Source organism: Yokenella regensburgei ATCC 49455 (assembly GCF_000735455.1).
Classification (GTDB): Bacteria; Pseudomonadota; Gammaproteobacteria; order Enterobacterales; family Enterobacteriaceae; genus Yokenella; species Yokenella regensburgei.
On the sequence record NZ_JMPS01000044.1, the window covers coordinates 75,263 to 98,249 of the forward strand.

20 protein-coding genes and 2 tRNA genes are annotated in these 22,987 nt (G+C 53.2%); 4 read left to right on the forward strand and 18 right to left on the reverse strand.

Features of this window, described 5'->3' with window-relative positions; all coding sequences use genetic code 11:
• Positions 1–113: 113 nt before the first annotated feature.
• The 11 genes from GYRE_RS13695 to GYRE_RS13740 form a co-directional block, all read right to left on the reverse strand.
• Positions 114–2,042, reverse strand: coding sequence for a DEAD/DEAH family ATP-dependent RNA helicase (locus GYRE_RS13695; protein ID WP_038255978.1), 1,929 nt, complete (start codon positions 2,040–2,042; stop codon positions 114–116).
• On the reverse strand, positions 2,035–2,115 hold the full coding sequence (gene yrbN / locus GYRE_RS24535) for a protein YrbN (RefSeq protein ID WP_112471483.1): 81 nt from the start codon (positions 2,113–2,115) through the stop codon (positions 2,035–2,037). The genes GYRE_RS13695 and yrbN overlap by 8 nt, the downstream gene beginning before the upstream one ends.
• A gap of 105 nt (positions 2,116–2,220) precedes the next feature.
• Positions 2,221–3,105, reverse strand: a complete 885-nt coding sequence (gene nlpI / locus GYRE_RS13700; protein WP_006818139.1) for a lipoprotein NlpI — start codon at positions 3,103–3,105, stop codon at positions 2,221–2,223.
• Positions 3,106–3,215: 110 nt separating this feature from the next.
• On the reverse strand, positions 3,216–5,351 hold the full coding sequence (gene pnp, locus GYRE_RS13705) for a polyribonucleotide nucleotidyltransferase (RefSeq protein WP_038256106.1): 2,136 nt from the start codon (positions 5,349–5,351) through the stop codon (positions 3,216–3,218).
• A 248-nt stretch (positions 5,352–5,599) separates the two neighbouring features.
• The gene (rpsO, locus tag GYRE_RS13710) at positions 5,600–5,869 is read right to left on the reverse strand and encodes a 30S ribosomal protein S15 (protein ID WP_035891092.1); all 270 of its coding nucleotides are present in this window, start codon (positions 5,867–5,869) and stop codon (positions 5,600–5,602) included.
• Positions 5,870–6,018: 149 nt separating this feature from the next.
• Positions 6,019–6,963 (reverse strand): tRNA pseudouridine(55) synthase TruB, encoded by a 945-nt coding sequence (gene truB / locus GYRE_RS13715; protein ID WP_006818137.1) that lies wholly within the window; start codon positions 6,961–6,963, stop codon positions 6,019–6,021.
• Positions 6,963–7,364, reverse strand: coding sequence for a 30S ribosome-binding factor RbfA (gene rbfA, locus GYRE_RS13720; RefSeq protein WP_006818136.1), 402 nt, complete (start codon positions 7,362–7,364; stop codon positions 6,963–6,965). The genes truB and rbfA overlap by 1 nt, the downstream gene beginning before the upstream one ends.
• A gap of 89 nt (positions 7,365–7,453) precedes the next feature.
• Positions 7,454–10,144 (reverse strand): translation initiation factor IF-2, encoded by a 2,691-nt coding sequence (gene infB, locus GYRE_RS13725; RefSeq protein WP_006818135.1) that lies wholly within the window; start codon positions 10,142–10,144, stop codon positions 7,454–7,456.
• A gap of 24 nt (positions 10,145–10,168) precedes the next feature.
• Positions 10,169–11,656, reverse strand: coding sequence for a transcription termination factor NusA (gene nusA / locus GYRE_RS13730; protein ID WP_006818134.1), 1,488 nt, complete (start codon positions 11,654–11,656; stop codon positions 10,169–10,171).
• 27 nt (positions 11,657–11,683) lie between these two features.
• On the reverse strand, positions 11,684–12,136 hold the full coding sequence (gene rimP, locus GYRE_RS13735) for a ribosome maturation factor RimP (RefSeq protein WP_038255984.1): 453 nt from the start codon (positions 12,134–12,136) through the stop codon (positions 11,684–11,686).
• A gap of 206 nt (positions 12,137–12,342) precedes the next feature.
• Positions 12,343–12,419: transfer RNA gene (locus GYRE_RS13740), tRNA-Met, on the reverse strand.
• Between the two features lie 329 nt (positions 12,420–12,748).
• Between GYRE_RS13740 and argG the strand changes: the two genes are divergently transcribed.
• The 4 genes from argG to GYRE_RS13760 all read left to right on the forward strand — a co-directional run bounded on the left by argG (position 12,749) and on the right by GYRE_RS13760 (position 16,736).
• Positions 12,749–14,095 carry an argininosuccinate synthase gene (gene argG / locus GYRE_RS13745; protein ID WP_006818132.1) on the forward strand — a complete coding sequence of 449 codons (1,347 nt, stop codon included), beginning with the start codon at positions 12,749–12,751 and terminating at the stop codon, positions 14,093–14,095.
• Positions 14,096–14,275: 180 nt separating this feature from the next.
• Positions 14,276–14,905 carry a winged helix-turn-helix transcriptional regulator gene (locus GYRE_RS13750; protein WP_038255986.1) on the forward strand — a complete coding sequence of 210 codons (630 nt, stop codon included), beginning with the start codon at positions 14,276–14,278 and terminating at the stop codon, positions 14,903–14,905.
• Between the two features lie 145 nt (positions 14,906–15,050).
• Positions 15,051–16,094, forward strand: coding sequence for a porin OmpA (gene ompA / locus GYRE_RS13755; RefSeq protein ID WP_038255988.1), 1,044 nt, complete (start codon positions 15,051–15,053; stop codon positions 16,092–16,094).
• A 90-nt stretch (positions 16,095–16,184) separates the two neighbouring features.
• Positions 16,185–16,736, forward strand: coding sequence for a YfaZ family outer membrane protein (locus GYRE_RS13760; RefSeq protein ID WP_038255990.1), 552 nt, complete (start codon positions 16,185–16,187; stop codon positions 16,734–16,736).
• Positions 16,737–16,779: 43 nt separating this feature from the next.
• Here the strand turns inward: GYRE_RS13760 and GYRE_RS13765 are convergent, their stop codons facing one another.
• The 7 genes from GYRE_RS13765 to rlmE form a co-directional block, all read right to left on the reverse strand.
• Positions 16,780–17,142: a hypothetical protein gene (locus GYRE_RS13765; protein WP_146748709.1), complete on the reverse strand. Its 363-nt coding sequence runs from the start codon at positions 17,140–17,142 to the stop codon at positions 16,780–16,782.
• 210 nt (positions 17,143–17,352) lie between these two features.
• Positions 17,353–17,439: transfer RNA gene (locus tag GYRE_RS13770), tRNA-Leu, on the reverse strand.
• A 12-nt stretch (positions 17,440–17,451) separates the two neighbouring features.
• Positions 17,452–17,784 carry a preprotein translocase subunit SecG gene (gene secG, locus GYRE_RS13775; protein WP_006818126.1) on the reverse strand — a complete coding sequence of 111 codons (333 nt, stop codon included), beginning with the start codon at positions 17,782–17,784 and terminating at the stop codon, positions 17,452–17,454.
• A 229-nt stretch (positions 17,785–18,013) separates the two neighbouring features.
• Entirely contained in the window at positions 18,014–19,351 is a 1,338-nt protein-coding gene (gene glmM, locus GYRE_RS13780; protein ID WP_006818125.1) for a phosphoglucosamine mutase, read from the reverse strand.
• Positions 19,344–20,192, reverse strand: coding sequence for a dihydropteroate synthase (gene folP / locus GYRE_RS13785; RefSeq protein WP_038255993.1), 849 nt, complete (start codon positions 20,190–20,192; stop codon positions 19,344–19,346). Before folP ends, glmM begins: the two co-directional genes overlap by 8 nt.
• A gap of 98 nt (positions 20,193–20,290) precedes the next feature.
• The gene (ftsH, locus tag GYRE_RS13790; RefSeq protein WP_006818123.1) at positions 20,291–22,225 is read right to left on the reverse strand and encodes an ATP-dependent zinc metalloprotease FtsH; all 1,935 of its coding nucleotides are present in this window, start codon (positions 22,223–22,225) and stop codon (positions 20,291–20,293) included.
• A gap of 102 nt (positions 22,226–22,327) precedes the next feature.
• A complete protein-coding gene (gene rlmE / locus GYRE_RS13795; protein WP_006818122.1) occupies positions 22,328–22,954 on the reverse strand; it encodes a 23S rRNA (uridine(2552)-2'-O)-methyltransferase RlmE in 627 nt (208 codons plus the stop codon).
• Positions 22,955–22,987 lie beyond the last annotated feature (33 nt).

Here is a 22,987-nt window from a genome sequence, read left to right on the forward strand (position 1 = left end):
GTGACGCACTGTACCAGTACACGAGTACAAATGGAATAAAAAAAGCCCCAATCATCAAGATCGGGGCTGTATATTTTACTTTACGTCAATAAACGCAGGTTTTTACGCGGCGATTATGCGTCACGACGACGGCTGCTGCCGTTGTCATCACGACGCGGAGCGCGCGGAGCACCATTGTCATCACGACGCTGACCGCGATGGCCTTCGCGACGTTCGCCGGAGAAGCGACGACCTTCGCCACCACGACCGCCTTCACGGCCGCCTTCACGACGTTCGCCACCGAAACCACGACCACCGCCACGACGCTCACCGCCACGGTCCGGACGCGGTTGCGCGTCGCCCAGCAGCTGCATGTTCATCGGCTTGTTCAGGATGCGGGTGCGAGTAAAGTGCTGCAGTACTTCGCCCGGCATACCTTTCGGCAGTTCGATAGTGGAGTGAGAGCCAAACAGCTTGATGTTACCGATGTAACGGCTGCTGATGTCGCCTTCGTTGGCAATCGCGCCCACGATGTGACGAACTTCAACACCATCATCACGGCCCACTTCAATGCGGTACAGTTCCATATCGCCAACGTCACGACGCTCGCGACGCGGACGGTCTTCACCACCACGCTCCGGACGATCGCCACGCGGACCACGATCGTTACGATCGCCACGACGTTCGAAACGATCGTCACGGTCACGGAACTCACGCTTCGGACGCATCGGCGCATCTGGCGGCAGGATCAGCGGACGTTCGCCCTGTGCCATCTTCAGCAGAGCGGCAGCCAGCGTTTCCACATCCATCTCTTCGCCTTCAGCGGTCGGCTGAATTTTCGCGAGCAGTGCACGGTACTGGTCGAGATCGCTGCTTTCCAGCTGCTGCTGAACTTTAGCGGCAAATTTCTCCAGACGGCGTTTGCCCAGCAGTTCTGCGTTCGGCAGTTCTACTTCCGGAATGGTCAGCTTCATCAGACGTTCGATGTTACGCAGCAGACGACGCTCGCGGTTCTCAACGAACAGCAGCGCACGGCCAGCACGACCCGCACGGCCGGTACGACCGATACGGTGAACGTAGGATTCGGTATCCATCGGGATATCGTAGTTAACGACCAGGCTGATACGCTCAACGTCCAGGCCACGTGCCGCAACGTCGGTTGCGATCAGGATGTCCAGACGACCGTCTTTCAGGCGATCCAGGGTCTGCTCACGCAGGGACTGGTTCATGTCACCGTTCAGTGCAGCGCTGTTGTAACCGCTACGCTCCAGGGCTTCAGCCACTTCCAGGGTCGCGTTTTTGGTACGAACGAAGATAATCGCCGCATCAAAATCTTCTGCTTCCAGGAAACGAACCAGCGCTTCGTTTTTACGCATGCCGTACACAGTCCAGTAGCTCTGGCTGATGTCCGGGCGAGTGGTTACGCTTGACTGAATGCGCACTTCCTGCGGCTCTTTCATGAAGCGGCGGGTAATGCGACGGATAGCTTCCGGCATAGTTGCAGAGAACAGTGCGGTCTGATGACCGTCCGGGATCTCCGCCATAATGGTTTCTACGTCTTCGATGAAGCCCATGCGCAGCATTTCGTCAGCTTCATCCAGCACCAGACCGCTCAGTTTGGAGAGATCCAGGGTGCCACGTTTCAGGTGATCCAGCAGACGACCCGGCGTACCGACGACGATCTGCGGCCCCTGGCGCAGTGCGCGCAGCTGCACGTCATAACGCTGGCCGCCGTACAGGGCAACCACGTTTACGCCGCGCATATGTTTAGAGAAGTCCGTCATTGCTTCAGCAACCTGAACCGCCAGTTCGCGGGTCGGTGCCAGCACCAGAATTTGTGGTGCTTTCAGTTCCGGATCAAGATTGTTAAGCAGCGGAAGAGAGAACGCTGCAGTTTTTCCGCTCCCGGTCTGGGCCATACCCAGAACGTCGCGGCCGCCCAGCAGATGCGGGATACACTCTGCCTGGATCGGGGATGGTTTTTCGTAACCCAGATCGTTGAGTGCTTCAAGGATAGTTGGTTTCAGACCCAGATCTGCAAAAGTGGTTTCGAATTCAGCCATGTAGTACGTGTGCCTCAATATGAATGGCGGCCAGTCTACATAACTCATCGTGAAAAATTACGGCAATTTTCATTGAAAAGTGTGAACCGGCTCAAATTAGTTGAATTAACGAACAATAAAGCCCTCACCCGTTAAGGTGATGGCAATCAAAAAGATTTCGGGCTGATTTGTTCGTCAGCTATTGCTGGTCCGATTCTGCCAGGTCATCTTGCTCCTGGCCCAAGAGCGACAATTCCAACAATGCGTATCGGTGCTCAACAAAGTTATGAACGTTGTTAGCAACCGCCAGTTTGAACAGTGCCGTAGCGCTGTCCTTATCCCCCAGACTTAGGTAGTACTTACCTAAATAGAAGTTGGTTTCACTGAGATGCTCAGCGAGCGAGGTGTTATCCGTTGCGTCCGCCTTCAGTTTTTCCATCAGCGTTGCTTCGCTAATGTCACCGAGGTAGAACTCGACAATGTTCCATCCCCATTGTTCTTTATCCGACTTCTCGAAGCGCTGTTTCAGTGCTTCACGTGCCTGCTTCTCATCGAGCTTCCGCTCAACGATGTAAAGCCACAGGCTTCGGAAAGGATCATTGGGATCGTCTTGATAAAACGCCAGCAGATCATCTTGCGCTAACTTAGTGCGACCGCCGTAATACAGTGCGATGCCGCGATTTAAGTACGCGTAATTGTAAGTTGGATCAAGCTCAAGTACAGAATCAAACGCTTCATAGGCAGCATCAAAATTGCCTGCCTGCGTTAAATAAATGCCTAAGTAATTGAATACTTCAGGCATATCCGGTCGAATGGCCAGCGCTTGTGAAAAATCATTACGCGCTAGTGCCCTCAGACCGAGACTATCATACAACACTCCGCGCTCATATAAAAGCTGTGCGCGTTCGTCATCGGTTAAAGCCCGACTGGCAAGAATTTGTTCCATGCGTGCCAGAATCACTTCTTGCTGTAAAGTCGGTTGCAGTGGCACTGCGAGGACTTCACTCTTCCGCCAGGAGGAATTACTGCATCCTGCCAGCGTGAGTGCTGTCGCAACGAAACACCAGCGCAAAAAAGGCTTCATTTCCCACTCCCGAAGACAACAATTGGATGAACGTCCTGTTCCCCGGTTGCTAACAAGGCATCCTGCCGGGTCAATACGCCCTCTGCCGAAGCAGAGGGCAAATGGCAACCTTACTCGCCCTGTTCCGCGGCCGGAGCTTCCGGCGCGGCAGCAGGCTGAGACTGCTCGGTTGCTTCTTTGATGCTCAGACGTACGCGGCCCTGGCGATCGACTTCCAGAACTTTAACCGGTACTTCCTGGCCCATCTGCAGGTAATCGGTCACTTTCTCTACGCGCTTATCAGCGATCTGAGAGATGTGAACCAGACCTTCTTTACCGCCACCGATGGCAACGAACGCGCCAAAGTCAACGATACGGGTCACTTTACCATTATAGATACGACCTACTTCGATCTCTGCAGTAATTTCTTCGATACGACGAATCGCGTGCTGCGCTTTGTCGCCATCGGTTGCTGCGATCTTCACGGTACCGTCATCTTCGATTTCGATGGTGGTGCCGGTTTCTTCGGTCAGGGCACGGATAACAGAACCGCCTTTACCGATAACGTCTTTGATCTTGTCCGGATTGATCTTGATGGTGTGAATACGCGGAGCGAATTCAGAGATATCACCGCGCGGTGCGTTGATAGCCTGTTCCATCACGCCCAGGATGTGCAGACGCGCACCTTTAGCCTGGTTCAGAGCAACCTGCATGATCTCTTTAGTGATACCTTCAATTTTGATATCCATCTGCAGCGCAGAGATACCTTCGCGGGAACCCGCTACTTTGAAGTCCATATCGCCCAGGTGATCTTCGTCGCCCAGGATGTCAGACAGAACAACAAAGTTGTCGCCTTCTTTCACCAGACCCATCGCGATACCCGCAACGGCGGCTTTCACCGGAACGCCCGCGTCCATCAGTGCCAGAGAAGCACCACACACGGAAGCCATGGAAGAAGAACCGTTAGATTCGGTGATTTCGGAAACCACACGAACGGTGTACGGGAATTCATCCGCAGTCGGCATCACTGCCAGCACACCACGTTTCGCCAGACGACCGTGACCAATTTCACGACGCTTCGGCGAACCAACCATACCGGTCTCACCAACGGAGTACGGAGGGAAGTTGTAGTGGAACAGGAAGCTGTCAGTACGCTCGCCCATGATTTCGTCGATGATCTGTGCATCGCGGGCAGTACCCAGCGTTGCGGTGACCAGCGCCTGAGTTTCACCACGGGTGAACAGTGCGGAACCGTGAGTACGCGGCAGCACGCCAGTACGGACGTCCAGACCACGGATCATGTCTTTTTCACGACCATCGATACGCGGCTCGCCGGCCAGAACGCGGCTACGAACGACGTTTTTCTCGATAGCGTGCAGAATTTCGCCGAGCTCGTTAGCGTCCAGCGCTTCGTCTTCAGCAACCAGGGTCGCGATAACTTCAGATTTGATTGAATCAACCTGAGCGTAACGTTCCTGTTTGTCGGTGATGCGGTAAGCATCGCTCAGACGGGATTCAGCCAGGGCTGCAACGCGCGCGTTCAGTGCGGCGTCAACCACTTCCGGCTGCCAGTCCCAACGCGGTTTACCGGCTTCTTTCACCAGATCGTTGATGTTCTGGATAACAATCTGCTGCTGCTCGTGGCCAAAGACCACCGCGCCCAGCATCTGGTCTTCGCTCAGCAGTTCAGCTTCGGATTCAACCATCAGGACAGCGGCTTCAGTACCGGCAACAACCAGATCCAGTTTGCTGGAAACCAGCTCTTCTTTGGTTGGGTTCAGTACGTACTGGTCGTTGATGTAACCAACGCGAGCAGCACCGATTGGGCCGTTGAACGGAATGCCGGACAGAGACAGCGCGGCGGAAGCACCGATCATCGCCACGATATCCGGGTTAACCTGCGGGTTAACGGAAACCACGGTCGCGATAACCTGAACTTCGTTCACGAAACCTTCCGGGAACAGCGGGCGAACCGGGCGGTCAATCAGACGCGCGATCAGGGTTTCGCCTTCGCTCGGACGGCCTTCACGACGGAAGAAACCACCCGGGATTTTACCGGCAGCGTAGGTACGCTCCTGGTAGTTAACGGTCAGCGGGAAGAAGTCCTGACCCGGTTTAGCTTTTTTCTGGCCAACAACGGTAACGAATACCGCGGTGTCATCCATATTAACCATGACAGCAGCCGTTGCCTGGCGTGCCATCATGCCGGTTTCCAGAGTGACGGTATGTTGGCCGTACTGGAATTTACGAACGATCGGATTAAGCAAAATAATATCCTTTACGTAGTTAAGGGGCAGCAAACCGCTTCGGGTATACCGCCCCATGCACCCGATCCTCTTGCATCCTCGCGACTAATGACAACCCTAACCCGTCACGGGTGAAGCCTCTCATTAGCCGCGCGAACCTCTGCAATGAAGATCATTTAAAGCAACAATACATTAGTTTCCAGTGAATTGCTGCCATCGGCTTGAAAAAAGGGGCCATGAAGGCCCCTCTTTTTTGAAACTCGCCAGACTTAGCGACGCAGACCCAGACGCTCGATCAGCGCGGTGTAGCGTGCAACATCTTTACGTTTCAGGTAGTCGAGCAGTTTACGACGCTGAGAAACCATACGCAGCAGACCACGACGGCTGTGGTGATCTTTTTTGTGCTCTGCAAAGTGGCCCTGCAGGTGGTTGATCTGAGCAGTCAGCAGAGCTACCTGAACTTCGGTAGAACCGCTGTCGTTTGCACCACGACCGAACTCGGAAACGATTTGAGCTTTAGCTTCAACGCTTAGAGACATTTTGAACTCCAGAATTAAAAAGAAAGAAAGGGTGCCGATCTCTAATTCAGCCACCCCAGGTGTAACGCCAAATCAATTGTTAAACAATTGAACGAGCGTTAAGCCGCAATATTCTACTCGTAGCCATCATTGATCGCAAGATGAGTGGATTATTGCGGGTATTCAACAACCAGACGACGCGGTGCCACACGGCCCTCATCGTCGATTTCGCCCATACCGATGAACGCTTCTTCTTCACCTTCGGTGACGCGAACCAGACCTTCCGATGGCGCCTGCGAGGCACGAACCGGTTGGCCATTCTTAAAGTACGCGGCAACTACCGTCGGGATGTTCACCCGTGGGAAGTCGGATGCCGGGCTGTCCATCGGCATCAGCAGCGGATCAAGCAGCTCTGCCGCCGGTATCGCCTGCTGCTCTGCCTGCTCGACCAGCTCACGCAGCTGCTCGAGCGTCACCATCCGCTCAACCGGATATTTGCTGACTGCCAGACGGCGCAGGTAAATAACGTGCGCTCCGCAGCCGAGCTTTTCACCTAAATCGTCAATAATGGTACGAATGTAGGTGCCCTTCGAGCAGTGGATTTCAAGCTCCAGCTCATTCCCCTCATGGCGAATAAACAGCAGCTCGTAGACGGTGATCGGCCGGGCTTCGCGCGGTACTTCAATACCCTGGCGGGCGTATTCGTACAGCTTTTTACCCTGATACTTCAGCGCGGAATACATCGAGGGTACCTGCTCGGTATTGCCACGAAAACTTTCCAGCGCTTCTGCCAACTGCGCGTCATTAAACGTCACCGGACGCTCCTGGACGATTTGACCGTCGGCATCGGAGGTATCGGTACGCTGGCCCAGACGGGCAATCACGCGATAGCGTTTATCAGAGTCCAGCAGGTACTGGGAAAACTTGGTCGCTTCGCCCAGGCAGATCGGCAGCATGCCGGTTGCTAATGGGTCCAGCGCACCAGTATGTCCGGCGCGGTTGGCGTTATAGATACGCTTCACCTTTTGCAGAACATCATTGCTGGACGCGCCCTGCGGTTTATCCAGCAGCAGCACGCCATGCACATCGCGACCACGACGACGAGGACGACTCATCAGTCCTCCTTGCTGTCGTCCGGGTTCACACGACGTTCATCGTCATGTTTCACCACGCTGGTCACCAGGTTAGACATACGCATACCTTCGACCAGCGAGTTGTCGTAGAAGAAGGTCAGCTCAGGCACAATGCGCAGGCGCATGGCTTTGCCGAGCAGAGAACGGATGAAACCAGACGCTTCCTGCAGGGCTTTAATCCCCGCTTTCACCGCTTCTTCATCTTTGTCGTTCAGGAAAGTCACAAACACTTTGGCATAGGCCAGATCGCGGGACATCTCAACACCGGAAACGGTGGTCATCATGCCCAGACGCGGATCTTTAATTTCGCGCTGCAGGATGATTGCGATCTCTTTTTGCATCTCCTGGGCCACGCGCTGCGGGCGACCAAATTCTTTCGCCATAATAAATTCTCCAGACAAAAAAGGGGCCAGAAGCCCCTTTTAAAATTAACTGCCGGGGGCGCGAGGCGATCCCGGCTTACCATCAGCAATTACGCAATAGTACGCTGGATCTCGATGATTTCGAATACTTCGATCATATCGCCAACGCGAACGTCGTTGTAGTTCTTAACACCGATACCACATTCCATGCCGTTACGGACTTCGTTAACGTCATCTTTGAAGCGGCGCAGGGATTCCAGCTCGCCTTCATAGATAACCACGTTGTCGCGCAGTACGCGGATCGGGTTGTGGCGTTTAATGAGACCTTCGGTAACCATACAGCCCGCGATCGCACCGAATTTCGGTGATTTGAACACGTCACGAACTTCAGCCAGACCAATGATCTGCTGTTTCAGTTCCGGAGACAGCATGCCGCTCATTGCCGCTTTAACTTCGTCGATCAGGTTATAGATGACGGAGTAGTAACGCAGATCCAGGCTTTCAGCATCGATAACTTTACGCGCAGAAGCATCAGCACGTACGTTGAAGCCAACCAGGATAGCGTTGGAAGCTGCTGCCAGGGTTGCGTCGGTTTCGGTGATACCACCTACGCCAGAACCGATGATCTTCACTTTAACTTCGTCGGTAGACAGTTTCAGCAAGGAGTCGGAAATCGCTTCGACAGAACCCTGAACGTCAGCTTTCAGAACGACGTTCACTTCGTGAACTTCGCCTTCGGTCATGTTGGCGAACATGTTCTCGAGTTTAGATTTCTGCTGACGAGCCAGCTTAACTTCACGGAATTTGCCCTGACGATACAGTGCAACTTCACGCGCTTTCTTCTCGTCACGAACCACGGTCACTTCATCACCCGCAGCCGGAACACCGGACAGACCGAGGATTTCAACCGGAATAGACGGACCCGCTTCCAGCACTTCCTGACCCAGTTCGTTACGCATTGCACGAACGCGGCCATATTCGAAGCCACACAGAACGATGTCGCCTTTGTTCAGCGTACCTTCGCGAACCAGAACGGTTGCCACCGGACCACGACCTTTATCCAGGAAGGATTCGATGACCGCACCGCTTGCCATACCTTTGCGAACCGCTTTCAGCTCCAGAACTTCAGCCTGCAGCAGGATAGCGTTCAGCAGGTCATCAATACCGGTACCTGCTTTTGCAGATACTGGGATGAACTGCGCTTCGCCGCCCCACTCTTCCGGCATAACGCCGTACTGAGACAGTTCGTTTTTAACGCGATCCAGGTCAGCTTCCGGTTTATCGATTTTGTTGACTGCAACTACCAGAGGCACCTGCGCCGCTTTCGCGTGCTGGATTGCTTCAATGGTCTGCGGCATCACGCCATCGTCAGCCGCGACAACCAGAACCACGATATCCGTCGCCTGAGCACCACGAGCACGCATAGAGGTGAACGCGGCGTGGCCCGGGGTATCCAGGAAGGTGATCATGCCGTTATCGGTTTCTACGTGGTAAGCACCGATGTGCTGGGTAATACCACCCGCTTCACCGGAGGCCACCTTCGTGGAACGAATGTAGTCAAGCAGAGAGGTTTTACCGTGGTCAACGTGACCCATGATGGTCACAACCGGTGCACGCGGTTCAGCCGCAGCGCCAGTATCACGGTCGCTCATTACGGCTTCTTCCAGCTCGTTCTCACGACGCAGGATAACCTTGTGGCCCATCTCTTCTGCAACCAGCTGTGCCGTTTCCTGGTCGATAACCTGGTTGATGGTCGCCATTGCGCCCAGCTTCATCATCGCTTTGATGACCTGAGAGCCTTTAACCGCCATCTTGTTGGCCAGATCGCCAACGGTGATGGTTTCGCCGATCACAACGTCACGGTTAACGGCCTGAGCCGGCTTCTGGAAGCCCTGCTGCAGAGCGGAACCTTTACGCTTACCACCTTTACCGCCGCGAACCGCTGCACGAGCTTCTTCACGGTCAGCTTTGGATTCAGCGTGCTTGTTGCCTTTCTTCTGAGGACGAGCCGCTTTTGATGCTGTGCGAGCACGACCACGACCACCTTCAACTTCACGGTCGTTTTCATCTTCAGCCTGGCGAGCATGCTGGGAAGTGGTAACGTGATAATCGCTCTTATCTTCTTCCACTTTTTCCTGCTCAGCCCAGGCACCCGCATTCTCTTCGGCCATACGGCGAGCTTCTTCCGCTACGCGAGCTGCTTCAGCTTCAAGCTTGCGACGCGCTTCTTCTTCTGACTTACGCTTCAGCTCAGCAGCTTCGTTTTCACGGCGAGCTTTTTCAGTCAGGGCGGCTTTGGTTTTTTCGTCGATTTGTTGATTGCTCACTTTGTCTTTTTCCGCTGCTTCACGTTTAGCCTTGTCGGCGGCGTCACGCTTCGCTTGTTCTGCGGCCTCACGTTCAGCTTTAAGTTGCGCCTCGCGCTTAGCAGTTTCTTCTGCTTCACGACGGGCTTTTTCTTCCGCTTCACGCTGCGCTTCTTCTTCTGCCGCGAGACGCTCAGCTTCTTGCGGATCACGTTTCACAAAGGTGCGTGTTTTGCGGACTTCGATCTGTACCGATTTACTTTTACCACCGGTACCCTGAACGCTCAACGTGCTGCGCGTTTTACGCTGCAACGTCAGTTTGTCAGGTGCTGAACCGTGTTCACGGTTCAGATGTGCTAACAGGGTTTGTTTCTCTTGCGCGGTCACAGAGTCATCAGCCTTCTTCGGGATGCCTGCGTCAGCAAATTGCTGTACCAGGCGGTCCACTGAGGTCTGAATCTCTGCGGCCAGCGATTTTACGGTTACATCTGTCATGCTGTTCCTTCCTGCTACAGTTTATTACGCTTCGTCGCCGAACCAGCAAATGTTGCGTGCGGCCATGATGAGTTCACCCGCTTTCTCGTCGGTCATCCCTTCGATATCAGACAGGTCATCAACGCCTTGTTCAGCGAGATCTTCCAGCGTACAAACACCACGGGCAGCCAGTTTGAAGGCCATTGCACGATCCAGACCTTCAAGGTTCAGCAGATCGTCAGCCGGTTTCTTATCACCGAGGCTTTCTTCCTGGGCCAGCGCCAGAGTAGTCAGTGCGTTTTTCGCACGTTCACGGAGAGCTTCTACGGTCTGTTCGTCCAGGCCGTCAATTTCCAGCAGCTCTTTGATTGGCACATAGGCCAGTTCTTCCAGCGTGGAGAAGCCTTCTTCTACCAGCACTGTTGCGAAATCTTCATCAATATCGAGATATTTGGTGAAGGTATCGATAGCGGCGTGCGCTTCTGCCTGATGCTTCGCCTGCAGGTCGTCAACGGTCATCACGTTGAGTTCCCAGCCGCTCAGCTGCGATGCCAGACGCACGTTCTGACCGTTACGGCCGATAGCCTGCGCCAGGTTGCCCGCTTCAACAGCGATGTCCATGGTGTGTTTGTCTTCGTCAACGACGATAGACGCCACATCCGCCGGAGCCATAGCGTTGATAACGAACTGCGCCGGATTGTCGTCCCACAGTACGATATCGATACGCTCGCCGCCCAGTTCGGTAGAAACCGCCTGAACACGAGCACCGCGCATACCAACGCAAGCACCGACCGGATCGATACGCTTGTCGTTAGTTTTTACCGCGATTTTCGCACGGGAGCCAGGATCGCGAGCAGCCGCTTTAATCTCGATAACTTCTTCGCCGATTTCCGGCACTTCGATGCGGAACAGTTCGATCAGCATCTCAGGTTTTGAACGGGTCACGAACAGCTGCGCACCGCGCGCTTCAGGACGTACCGAGTACAGTACGCCGCGAATGCGGTCGCCCGGACGGAAGTTTTCACGCGGCAGCATGTCTTCACGCAGGATAACGGCTTCAGCGTTGCTACCGAGATCCAGGGAAATGTTGTCACGGTTCACTTTCTTCACCACGCCGGTGATGATTTCACCTTCGTGCTCACGGAACTGATCGACCACCATCGCGCGCTCAGCTTCACGTACTTTCTGTACGATAACCTGTTTTGCGGTCTGGGTAGTGATACGGTCGAAAGTGACGGATTCGATCTGATCTTCAACGTACTCACCCACGTTCAGGCTTTCGTCTTCGTAGCGTGCTGCTTCGAGGGTGATTTCTTTCGTCGGCTGGGTCACTTCTTCAACGATAACCCAACGGCGGAAGGTGTCGAAGTCGCCGCTTTTGCGATCGATCTCTACGCGAACGTCAATTTCCTGTTCGTATTTTTTCTTTGTTGCCGTTGCCAGTGCACTCTCCAGCGCTTCGAAAATTTTCTCACGTGGCAGCGCTTTCTCGTTGGAAACGGCTTCAACAACAGCCAAAATTTCTTTGTTCATCGGGGCCTTTCACCTCAATCCAGACTGTTAAAAGTGGGGAACCAGGTTCGCCTTCTGGATGTTACTCAGCGCGAACACTTCATCTTTGCCTTCGACAGTTACTGTTATCATTTCACCGTCAACCGCTTTAATGATGCCCTGCCATTTGCGACGGTTCTGTACCGCCATACGCAGGACCAGTGTGGCCTCTTCACCCAGGAAACGCGTGTAGTGTTCCGCGGTGAACAGAGGACGGTCGAGACCTGGAGAAGACACTTCCAGGTTGTAGGCAACAGTAATGGGATCTTCGACGTCCATTACCGCGCTGACCTGGTGACTGACATCAGCACAATCATCAACGTTGATGCCATTTTCACTATCTATATAGATACGCAGCGTCGAAGTGCGGCTGCGAACAAATTCGATGCCGACCAGCTCGAAACCCAAAGCTTCAACCGGTGCAGTGAGCATCTCAGTTAATTTTTGCTCTAATGTGGACAAACCCACCCCCAAGACATAAAAAAAGGGCGTAAAGCCCAGTTATTCTGTAGTCAGATAACAAAAAACCCCGATAAATCGGGGCTTTAGATAACTGAACCCTATAACCGCTGACGCGGTCTGGAACATTTTCCAGGAGATTTCTTTCAAATCCAGCTACGAAGCCCTATGTCTTCACAGTATATTTGAAAAAAATCTCAATGGGAAAATGGTTGCGGGGGCCGGATTTGAACCGACGACCTTCGGGTTATGAGCCCGACGAGCTACCAGGCTGCTCCACCCCGCGCCTGAAACGTGGCATATTTTACTCATCTTGAGTAAAAAGTGCAAATACTGCTGGGATTTGGTACCGAGGACGGGACGTTAAATCGGCTTGCAGTATATTGAAAAATGCCCCCTGGTGTCAACCTTATCCGCGCGGCTTTTTTCCGCATAGATCCGCTATGCTTATGCAGATACATTTTTGCGGTCAGGAAGAAAATCTCAAGAAAAATTCGGGAACCCCTTCCTGTTCCACATAAAAAATGATTAAATGAAAACTCACTAAATTTGCATAAACATGCAATTACGAATTCATAATGATTCCATCATAGTCTGGCGAGCAGGGTTTTACTTATGACGACGATTCTCAAGCATCTTCCAACAGGCCAACGCGTTGGCATCGCTTTCTCCGGTGGGCTGGACACCAGTGCTGCGCTGCTGTGGATGCGCAAAAAAGGCGCGGTTCCTTATGCCTATACCGCTAATCTGGGGCAACCCGACGAAGATGACTATGACGCTATTCCACGCCGTGCGATGGAATATGGCGCTGAGAACGCCCGCTTAATCGACTGCCGCAAACAGCTGGTCGCCGAAGGTATTGCCGCCATTCAGTGTGGCGCATTCCATAACACCACCGGCGGTCTGACCTACTTCAACACCACTCCTCTGGGCCGTGCAGTGACGGGTACCATGCTCGTTGCCGCGATGAAAGAAGACGGCGTGAACATCTGGGGCGACGGTAGCACCTATAAAGGCAACGACATTGAGCGCTTCTACCGTTATGGTCTGCTGACCAACGCCGAGCTGCAGATTTACAAACCGTGGCTCGATACCGACTTCATCGACGAGCTCGGTGGTCGTCTGGAAATGTCTGAGTTTATGATTGCCTGCGGTTTCGACTACAAAATGTCGGTTGAGAAAGCCTACTCGACCGACTCCAACATGCTGGGTGCCACCCACGAAGCCAAAGACCTGGAGTTTCTCAACTCCAGCGTGAAAATCGTGAACCCGATTATGGGCGTGAAGTTCTGGGATGAGAATGTCAAAATCGCCGCAGAAGAAGTCACCATCCGCTTTGAGCAGGGGCATCCGGTCGCGCTGAACGGCAAAACCTTCAGCGATGACGTACAGCTGATGCTGGAAGCTAACCGCATCGGTGGTCGTCACGGTCTGGGCATGAGCGACCAGATTGAGAACCGTATCATTGAAGCGAAAAGCCGTGGTATTTACGAAGCGCCGGGGATGGCGCTGCTGCACATCGCCTACGAGCGTCTGCTGACCGGTATCCACAACGAAGATACCATTGAGCAGTACCACGCCCACGGTCGCCAGCTGGGTCGTCTGCTGTATCAGGGTCGCTGGTTCGATCCTCAGGCACTGATGCTGCGTGATTCACTGCAGCGTTGGGTGGCAAGCGCCATCACCGGCGAAGTCACGCTTGAGCTGCGTCGCGGTAACGACTATTCCATTCTGAATACCGTCTCTGATAACCTGACCTACCAGGCTGAACGTCTGACCATGGAGAAAGGCGACTCCGTGTTCTCACCGGACGATCGTATTGGCCAGTTGACCATGCGTAACCTCGATATCATCGACACGCGGGCAAAACTGTTTGGTTACAGCCAGACCGGCCTGCTCTCGACCTCAGCCGGCAATGGCCTGCCGCAGGTTGAGAATCTGGAACACAGCGACAAGAAATAAGCGGGTCGTACTCCGTCCAGGGCTGATACGTGAAAGCGTGTCAGCCTTGTGCATTTTTAAACAACAAAAAGTTTGCGACCTCACGGAACGTAACTAAAATGTTATGCTTGCCATTTTCACGCGGGTAATTCGGTCTATAATTTTTCATCAACTGACTTTCATTTATTTCATGAGGCATTCATGCAAATCTGTCCTCCAACCAGACCCGAGCAGGCTATCTCTCGTCTGATTAACACACTTTTGCCGCATGCGACACCCATGAATATTCCTTCTCGTAAGCGAATTACATGGAAACAGAAAGAAGAGGCAAATTTATATATTTTCCTTGAGGGTGAGCTCTCTATTCTTCGCACCTCTGATAATCTGGTGTTGGTCACCGTCTACGAACCCCATCTGTTTGGTGTCGCGGAAATGTTTCAACCTTTACGCAGCCACGCACTACGCCCGGAAGTGAAATCGACGATATTACGTATTGAAGCCAGTAAGGCCAAAGCTATCTTTCGTGAAGAGAACCTTTGGGAGGACGTGACAGCACTACTCTCTTATCACACGGCGTATATGGGATACCGTGACGATCTGGTACTCCAACAGCGCACCTACTCGGTGATACGTAATCATCTACTGGAAATGATCCTCCTGCCGGAAGAGACACGTATGCGGGTTTCTATTCTGGAATATATACAAGATCGCACACATTTATCCCGCAGCAGTGTCCTGAATGTATTATCCGCACTAAAGAAAGGGGAATATATTGATTTTATCCGCGGCGGATATTTACGTAGCATTAAGTTATTACCTGAAAAGTTTTGACATATTATTAAATGCGCATGGATGCCATTTAAATTTAAACAAAACAATGATTACCCTCTCACATATTTAGCTTTATCGTAGCGGCCTGAAATAATTACATTTTCATTCTTTGACCATCCCGCATTATGGTCCAACAGGATTCGCTATGAAAAAAACACTCGTTGCATTACTCGTCTTAAATTCCTGCGCGGTTTCTACCGCTTTCGCTGCTGCTGACGCCGGCACCTGGTACGGCGGTGCTAAACTGGGCTGGTCGCATTATTTCGACGCCAGCGGTAACGGCAACTTCAACGATTCTCTGCAGGGTGCCACCGACTTTAATACCGACAGCGACAACGTTGGCGGCGGCGTATTCGGCGGCTACCAGATCAACAACTGGCTGGCGATTGAAGGTGGCTATGACTACCTCGGCAATATGCAGGTGAACGGTAATAACGGTGTGAACGGCGGCAAAATGAAGAGCCAGGGCCTGCAGCTGTCAATGAAAGCCAGCTACGCCATTAATGACGCCTGGGACATCTACGGTCGTGCGGGTGCCATGGGCTACCGTGCTGAATCTGACGTTGCCGGTCACAACAACTTCGAAACCGGTGTACGTCCTCTGGCCGCGGTAGGTACCGAGTATGCGTTCACCCCAGCTCTGGCCGGTCGTCTGGAATACCAGTGGGTCAGCAATGTGGGTAACTCCAATCAGATTGGCATCAGCGCTGACTCTAGCACCGTAACCGCTGGCATCGTTTACCGCTTCGGTCAGAACGAAGAAACGCCAGTGGTTGCTCCGGCACCGACTCCGGCACCGGTTGTCGCTGAAACCAAAACCTTCAACCTGAAATCTGACGTCATGTTTGCCTACGACTCAGCAACGCTGACGCAGGAAGGCAAAATGGCCGTTGCCCAGCTGTACCAGTCCCCAGAACTGCAGGCAGCAAAAGACAAATCCACGATGGTTATTGGTTACAGCGACCGCACCGGTTCCGCAGCCTACAACCAGCAACTCTCCGCTGAACGTGCACAGGCCGTCGCCGAAGCGCTTATCGAGCAGGGTATGCCGGCAAATAACATCAGCACCGAAGGCCGTGGCGCCACTGAATCCGTTACCGGAACCCAGTGCGACAGCCTGACCGGCAGCGCGCTGAAAAGCTGCCTGGCACCGGACCGTCGCGTCGTTATCAATATCACAGGTCAGTAAGACGCCCTGCTTCGCGTAGGCATGCTTACGCATTTGGTTTTTGTTTGCCCGATTGTCAGTCGGGCTTTTTTATATCTGCGAGAAACAATGATGACAAATTCTGCTCTGAAAACCGGTATTCTGGCGATCGCCATGATCGCATCAACCAGCGCTTTCGCTGACGTTAATCTGCATGGCGAGGCCGGTGATAACTACACGAACCTGTCAGCCACCTTTGGCGGCTCAGAGCCGGGATTCACATTCACCGGCAACTGGGCGCATAGTGATAACGACGGCGATGTCGCGGGTCTGGGTATGGGCTATAACTTCCTGCTGGGATCGATTATGGTCAACTTTGGCGGTAAGGCGATGTACCTGAACCCAAACAAAGGTAATGAAGGTTATGCCGTCGCATTGGGCGGTGGGGCAACCATCCCGCTTGGCGATCGTTTCGCGCTGTTCGGTGATTACTACTACTCACCGGACTCTCTGTCGAGTGGTGTAAAAGACTACACCGAAGCCGGCGCTGGCGCGCGTTTCCAGATCACCAAATCATTCAACGTGGAAGCGGGTTATCGCTATATCGATATGGAAGGGAAAGATGGTCACCAGGACAACGTGCTGGCCGATGGGGCCTACGCGGGGATGAACTTCAGCTTCTGACCATCATAAACCATGACCGGCCGCCCTGGCCGGTCTGGAAGTATCACGATTTAAGCATCAGCGGTTTTAACACCTGGCTTATCTTCTCAAGCCCAGGCTGATTACTTTCCTTCAAATAATGATCGTTCATCGCGGCAAGCTCATCGAGTTTGGTCAGCGCGGCGTACACGCTCTGCACTTCACTATTTCGCGCATCCAGCACATCTTCCGGCCTGATATTCTGCAGATACTCAGTTTTAAGATCCTGCCTCAGGGTATTAATGCGCTGCGAGTTGTCGCGGTGACGGCCCTTCAGGCTGCTGTTTGCCTCTCCTGTCGGTGATGACACACTCTGGTTCACCACCGGTATCGACAACGATTTAATATCGTTGACCGTTTCCTGAGACTGGCTGCTACACCCTGCCAAAAACAGGGCTCCTGATAACATCAACATTTGGTAATAACGCACGACCGGATCCTGCTTCAGCATAAAAAATATTCGGTAGCGAACATTATCTGTTTTGCCAGAGGTGGAGCCAGTACAGGTTTGTTTATTAATAAATGCCGGAATGGGATCGTTAAGGGGAAAATACAGACGAAAAAAAAGACGTCTTTCGACGTCTTTTTTCTGGAATATTGGTACCGAGGATGGGACTCGAACCCACAAGCCCGTTAGGGCACTACCACCTCAAGGTAGCGTGTCTACCAATTCCACCACCTCGGTACGACTTATAACTTAGTGCGGGATATCGCTGCTCGGCTGGGCCGGAGCTGCTGGCTGAGTCTGCTCGGTTTTCGCCGGCGCGCTCAGTGATTCCCACTCGCTTCCTTTGTTGGTCTTGTTGGTATTCAGGTTACCCAGAACCAGACTGATGATGAAGAACAGCGTCGCCAGTACTGCGGTCATACGGGTCATAAAGTTGCCTGAACCGCTGGAACCAAACAGTGTAGCGGAAGCACCTGCTCCGAAGGAGGCTCCCATATCAGCGCCTTTACCTTGCTGCAGCATGATCAGACCTACCAGGCCAACCGCTACAATAAGGAAAACTACTAAAAGAGCTTCGTACATAATCAACCTGTTCCTTGCGGGGATACCGCATGCCAATTGCTTCGACCAATAAAGCGGGACGTTTTAACGTTTCCCACTGAAGCGGGTGTGAATACTAACCAAAGCGAATAACCTTCGCAAGGGCAATTTCATCGCATTGTATCAAGTGCGGAAAAAAACAGCAAAAAGCACATCTTTGCTCATTAAAAAGGCGACTTACGCCGCCTTTTTAAGCACATAGCGCGGGGTTTTACACCGCTTTTACTGCATCAGCAATACGATGGGCAAACTCGCTGACCTGCGCTTCATCTTCGCCTTCCACCATCACGCGAATCAACGGCTCGGTGCCGGATTTACGCAGCAGTACACGGCCACGGCCAGCCAGCGCCGCTTCAACATCTGCCGTCACCTGTTTCACGGTTTCGTTTTCCAGCGGGTTCGCTGAACCTGCGGTGTAACGTACATTCACCAGCAGCTGTGGGAACATTTTCATCCCGCTACACAGATCGTGCAGGGTCATGTGGTTACGCACCATCGCCGCCACCACCTGCAGGCTCGCCACGATACCGTCACCGGTCGTGGTCTGATCCAGCAGAATCACATGGCCGGAGTTTTCCGCGCCAATGCGCCAGCCTTTTTCCTGCAGCATTTCCAGCACGTAGCGGTCGCCCACTTTCGCACGGGCAAACGGAATACCCAGCTGCTTCAGCGCCAGCTCAAGGCCCATGTTGCTCATCAACGTACCGACGGCTCCGCCGCGCAGCTGGCCCTGGCGCAACCCTTCACGGGCAATGATATAGAGGATCTGGTCGCCATCGACCTTGTTACCCTGATGGTCAACCATGATGACGCGATCGCCGTCGCCATCATAAGCAATACCGAGGTCGGCTTTCTCAGCCACCACGCGCGCCTGCAGGGCACGTACATCGGTAGCCCCCACTTCTTCGTTGATGTTCAACCCATCCGGCTCGCAGCCCATGGTGATAACTTTCGCGCCCAGTTCGCGGAAAACGCTCGGCGCAATGTGGTAGGTCGCACCGTTTGCGCAGTCCACCACCACCTTAAGCGAAGCCAGGCTCAGCTCATTTGGGAAGGTCGCCTTACAGAACTCGATGTAACGTCCGGCGGCATCCACGATGCGACTGGCTTTACCCAGCTCGGCGGAATCAACACAGGTAATCTCTTTTTCGAGTTCAGCTTCGATAGCTTCTTCCACTTCATCCGGCAGTTTGGTGCCATCGATAGAGAAGAACTTGATGCCGTTGTCGTAATACGGGTTATGGGAAGCAGAAATAACGATCCCTGCTTCGGCACGGAAGGTGCGTGTCAGGTAAGCCACCGCCGGAGTCGGCATCGGGCCGGTGAAGGAGGCAGAAAGCCCCGCCGCCGCCAGGCCTGCTTCCAGTGCAGATTCCAGCATATAGCCAGAGATACGGGTGTCCTTACCGATAATCACCTTACGTGAGCCATGACGTGCCAGCACCTTCCCTGCCGCCCAGCCGAGCTTCAGAACAAAATCAGGTGTAATAGGCGCATCACCAACGCGACCACGGATCCCATCGGTACCAAAATATTTACGGTTACTCATAACGTTTATTTTCCCTTGCTGACAGCGTCGCTTCGACCACGCGCATCGCCTCTACCGTTTCTTTTACATCATGGACGCGAATGATTTGCGCACCCTGCATGGCGGCAATAACCGCGCAAGCCAGGCTGCCACTCAGACGTTCCGAAGGCCCTACGTTAAGCAGTTGCCCCACCATGGATTTACGCGACATCCCCACGAGCAACGGCAGATCAAAGTGGTGAAACTCGGACAGTCGTGCGAGCAATGCGTAATTGTGGGAGAGATTTTTACCGAAACCAAAGCCCGGGTCGAGCAACAATTTTTCTTTTGCGATACCGGCACGTTTACAGCGTTCGATCTGCTCAATAAAAAAGCGATTCACGTCGGCGTATACGTCATCGTAATGCGGCGCTTCCTGCATCGTTTTGGGCTGCCCTTGCATATGCATCAGACACACCGGTAAGCCGGTCTGTGCAGCAGCTTCGAGCGCGCCTGGTTCGCTCAGCGAGCGAATATCATTGATGATGTGCGCCCCCACGCGTGCCGATTCGCGGATAACTTCGGGTTTTGAGGTATCTACCGAAATCCAGACTTCAAAACGCTGGGCAATAGCTTCTACCACCGGAATAACCCGCTCAAGCTCCTCTTCTACGCTGACATCCGCCGCACCTGGGCGAGTGGACTCGCCGCCGATATCAACAATGGTTGCCCCGGCATTAATCATCAGGTTGGCGTGTTTTACCGCTTCAACCAGCGTGTTGTGCGTGCCGCCATCGGAGAACGAATCAGGAGTTACGTTGAGGATCCCCATCACATGAGGAAAATTGAGGTCGAGCGTGGTGCCCTGAGCGGTCAGCTTCATCGTCTTATCCATGCTTTTTTATGATTACTGGAATGAGAAAACCCCGGAGCAAGCCCCAGGGTTTTTGATAAGAAACGCAGTCATCAACAGCAGATAACTTATTTGTCACCCAACTGTTCTGACATGGTGTTGCCCGGCGTTGGCGTACGCGGTTCATCAACCGGACGTGGCGCACGCGGGGTACCATTGTTGTCAGAATTGTTCGGCGTATTTGGATCTTCCCACCCTGCCGGAGCACGCACTTCGCGACGCGCCATCAGGTCATCGATCTGCGGTGCATCGATGGTCTCATATTTCATGAGCGCATCTTTCATCGAGTGCAGAATATCCATGTTATCGTTCAGGATCTGACGGGCGCGATTGTAGTTACGCTCAATCAGCGCTTTCACTTCCTGGTCGATGATACGAGCCGTTTCGTCAGACATGTGCTTCGCTTTCGCCACGCTACGTCCGAGGAACACTTCGCCTTCTTCTTCCGCATACAGCAGCGGACCGAGTTTGTCAGAGAAGCCCCACTGGGTAACCATGTTACGCGCCAGGTTAGTCGCGACTTTAATGTCGTTAGACGCACCGGTCGAAACGTGTTCCACACCGTAGATAATCTCTTCTGCCAGACGACCGCCGTACAGGGTGGAAATCTGACTTTCAAGCTTCTGACGACTGGCGCTGATAGCATCGCCTTCCGGCAGGAAGAAGGTCACACCCAGCGCGCGACCGCGCGGGATAATCGTCACTTTATGCACCGGATCGTGCTCCGGTACCAGACGACCAATAATCGCGTGACCCGCTTCGTGGTACGCCGTGGACTCTTTCTGCGCTTCCGTCATCACCATGGAGCGACGTTCCGCACCCATCATGATTTTGTCTTTCGCTTTTTCAAACTCAACCATCGACACAACGCGCTTGTTACCACGAGCGGCAAACAGCGCAGCTTCGTTGACGAGGTTTGCCAGATCCGCACCGGAGAAACCAGGAGTACCACGGGCAATGATTGCCGCATCGATATCCGGCGCCAGCGGTACACGGCGCATATGCACTTTCAGGATCTGCTCACGACCGCGAACGTCCGGCAGACCAACAACAACCTGACGGTCGAAACGACCTGGACGCAGCAGCGCAGGGTCCAGTACGTCAGGACGGTTAGTTGCCGCGATAACGATGATACCTTCGTTACCTTCAAAGCCGTCCATCTCAACCAGCATCTGGTTCAGTGTCTGCTCACGTTCATCGTGACCACCGCCAAGCCCAGCACCACGCTGACGACCCACGGCATCGATTTCATCGATGAAGATAATGCAAGGTGCCGCCTTCTTAGCCTGTTCGAACATGTCACGCACACGAGATGCACCAACACCAACGAACATTTCAACGAAGTCAGAACCTGAAATGGTGAAGAAAGGCACTTTCGCTTCGCCAGCAATCGCCTTCGCCAGCAGCGTTTTACCGGTACCTGGCGGGCCCACCATCAGGACACCTTTAGGAATTTTACCGCCCAGCTTCTGGAAACGGCTCGGCTCGCGCAGGTATTCAACCAGTTCCGCCACCTCTTCTTTCGCTTCGTCGCAACCGGCAACGTCAGCGAAGGTGGTTTTGATCTGATCTTCCGTCAGCATGCGGGCCTTGCTCTTGCCAAAGGACATCGCCCCCTTGCCGCCTCCGCCCTGCATTTGGCGCATGAAGAAGATCCAGACACCGATCAGCAGCAGCATCGGGAACCAGGAAATGAAGATAGAAGCCAGCAGGCTTGGTTCTTCCGGCGGTTCACCAACCACTTTGACGTTTTTGGTCAGCAGGTTATCAAGCAGCTTAGGATCGTTAACCGGAATGTAAGTCGTGTAACGGTTACTATCTTTCTTGGTAACGTTGATCTCACGTCCGTTGATACGCGCTTCGCGAACCTGGTCATTATTGACCTCTTGCAGGAAGGTTGAGTAATCCACCTTACGGCCGTTCGACTCGCTGGGCCCAAAGCTCTGGAATACTGACATCAGCACAACGGCAATGACCAGCCAGAGTATTAGGTTTTTCGCCATGTCACTCAAGGGATTAACCTCTTATTACAACTGTGTTAAAAACAGCGTCAGGATACTATATATCCAGTTTCTTTCAAAATTTCGCCTGAAATCCACCGTCTATCATTTTCGCCCGGTCGCTACAATGTACACTTCACGCGAACGTGCGCGGGAAGAGTCCGGCTTACGAACCTTCACTTTCGTAAACAGGGAGCGAATTTCCTTAAGATACTCCTCGAAACCTTCGCCCTGGAACACTTTGACTACAAAACTACCACCTGGCGCCAGTACATCTCGACACATTTCGAGCGCCAGTTCCACCAAATACATGGCTCGCGGAATATCAACCGCCGGTGTTCCACACATGTTTGGTGCCATATCTGACATGACTACCTGTACCTTACTGTCACCAACACGCTCAAGTAACGCCTTCAGCACTAATTCATCACGAAAATCGCCCTGAAGGAAGTCCACACCGACGATTGGATCCATTGGTAAAAGATCGCAAGCAATGATGCGACCCGCCCCACCGATTTGTGTCACAGCATACTGTGACCATCCTCCGGGAGCTGCACCGAGATCAACGATGGTCATTCCCGGCTTAAAAAGTTTGTCACTTTGCTGTATTTCATCAAGTTTAAACCAGGCACGGGAACGTAACCCCTTTTTCTGTGCCTGTTGAACATATTTATCGCTAAAGTGTTCCTGGAGCCAGCGGCTCGAGCTGGCAGAACGCTTTTTACCTGTCATTTAACTTTCCATCCGGGTTCATCATATACACCG

Coding starts and splice junctions, on each gene's coding strand:
- GYRE_RS13695 (WP_038255978.1), bottom strand. CDS start 2,042: ATGGCTGAATTCGAAACCACTTTTGCAGATCTGGGTCTGAAACCAACT.
- yrbN (WP_112471483.1), bottom strand. CDS start 2,115: ATGAAAATTGCCGTAATTTTTCACGATGAGTTATGTAGACTGGCCGCC.
- nlpI (WP_006818139.1), bottom strand. CDS start 3,105: ATGAAGCCTTTTTTGCGCTGGTGTTTCGTTGCGACAGCACTCACGCTG.
- rpsO (WP_035891092.1), bottom strand. CDS start 5,869: ATGTCTCTAAGCGTTGAAGCTAAAGCTCAAATCGTTTCCGAGTTCGGT.
- truB (WP_006818137.1), bottom strand. CDS start 6,963: ATGAGTCGTCCTCGTCGTCGTGGTCGCGATGTGCATGGCGTGCTGCTG.
- rbfA (WP_006818136.1), bottom strand. CDS start 7,364: ATGGCGAAAGAATTTGGTCGCCCGCAGCGCGTGGCCCAGGAGATGCAA.
- infB (WP_006818135.1), bottom strand. CDS start 10,144: ATGACAGATGTAACCGTAAAATCGCTGGCCGCAGAGATTCAGACCTCA.
- nusA (WP_006818134.1), bottom strand. CDS start 11,656: ATGAACAAAGAAATTTTGGCTGTTGTTGAAGCCGTTTCCAACGAGAAA.
- argG (WP_006818132.1), top strand. CDS start 12,749: ATGACGACGATTCTCAAGCATCTTCCAACAGGCCAACGCGTTGGCATC.
- GYRE_RS13750 (WP_038255986.1), top strand. CDS start 14,276: ATGCAAATCTGTCCTCCAACCAGACCCGAGCAGGCTATCTCTCGTCTG.
- ompA (WP_038255988.1), top strand. CDS start 15,051: ATGAAAAAAACACTCGTTGCATTACTCGTCTTAAATTCCTGCGCGGTT.
- GYRE_RS13760 (WP_038255990.1), top strand. CDS start 16,185: ATGACAAATTCTGCTCTGAAAACCGGTATTCTGGCGATCGCCATGATC.
- secG (WP_006818126.1), bottom strand. CDS start 17,784: ATGTACGAAGCTCTTTTAGTAGTTTTCCTTATTGTAGCGGTTGGCCTG.
- glmM (WP_006818125.1), bottom strand. CDS start 19,351: ATGAGTAACCGTAAATATTTTGGTACCGATGGGATCCGTGGTCGCGTT.
- folP (WP_038255993.1), bottom strand. CDS start 20,192: ATGAAGCTGACCGCTCAGGGCACCACGCTCGACCTCAATTTTCCTCAT.
- ftsH (WP_006818123.1), bottom strand. CDS start 22,225: ATGGCGAAAAACCTAATACTCTGGCTGGTCATTGCCGTTGTGCTGATG.
- rlmE (WP_006818122.1), bottom strand. CDS start 22,954: ATGACAGGTAAAAAGCGTTCTGCCAGCTCGAGCCGCTGGCTCCAGGAA.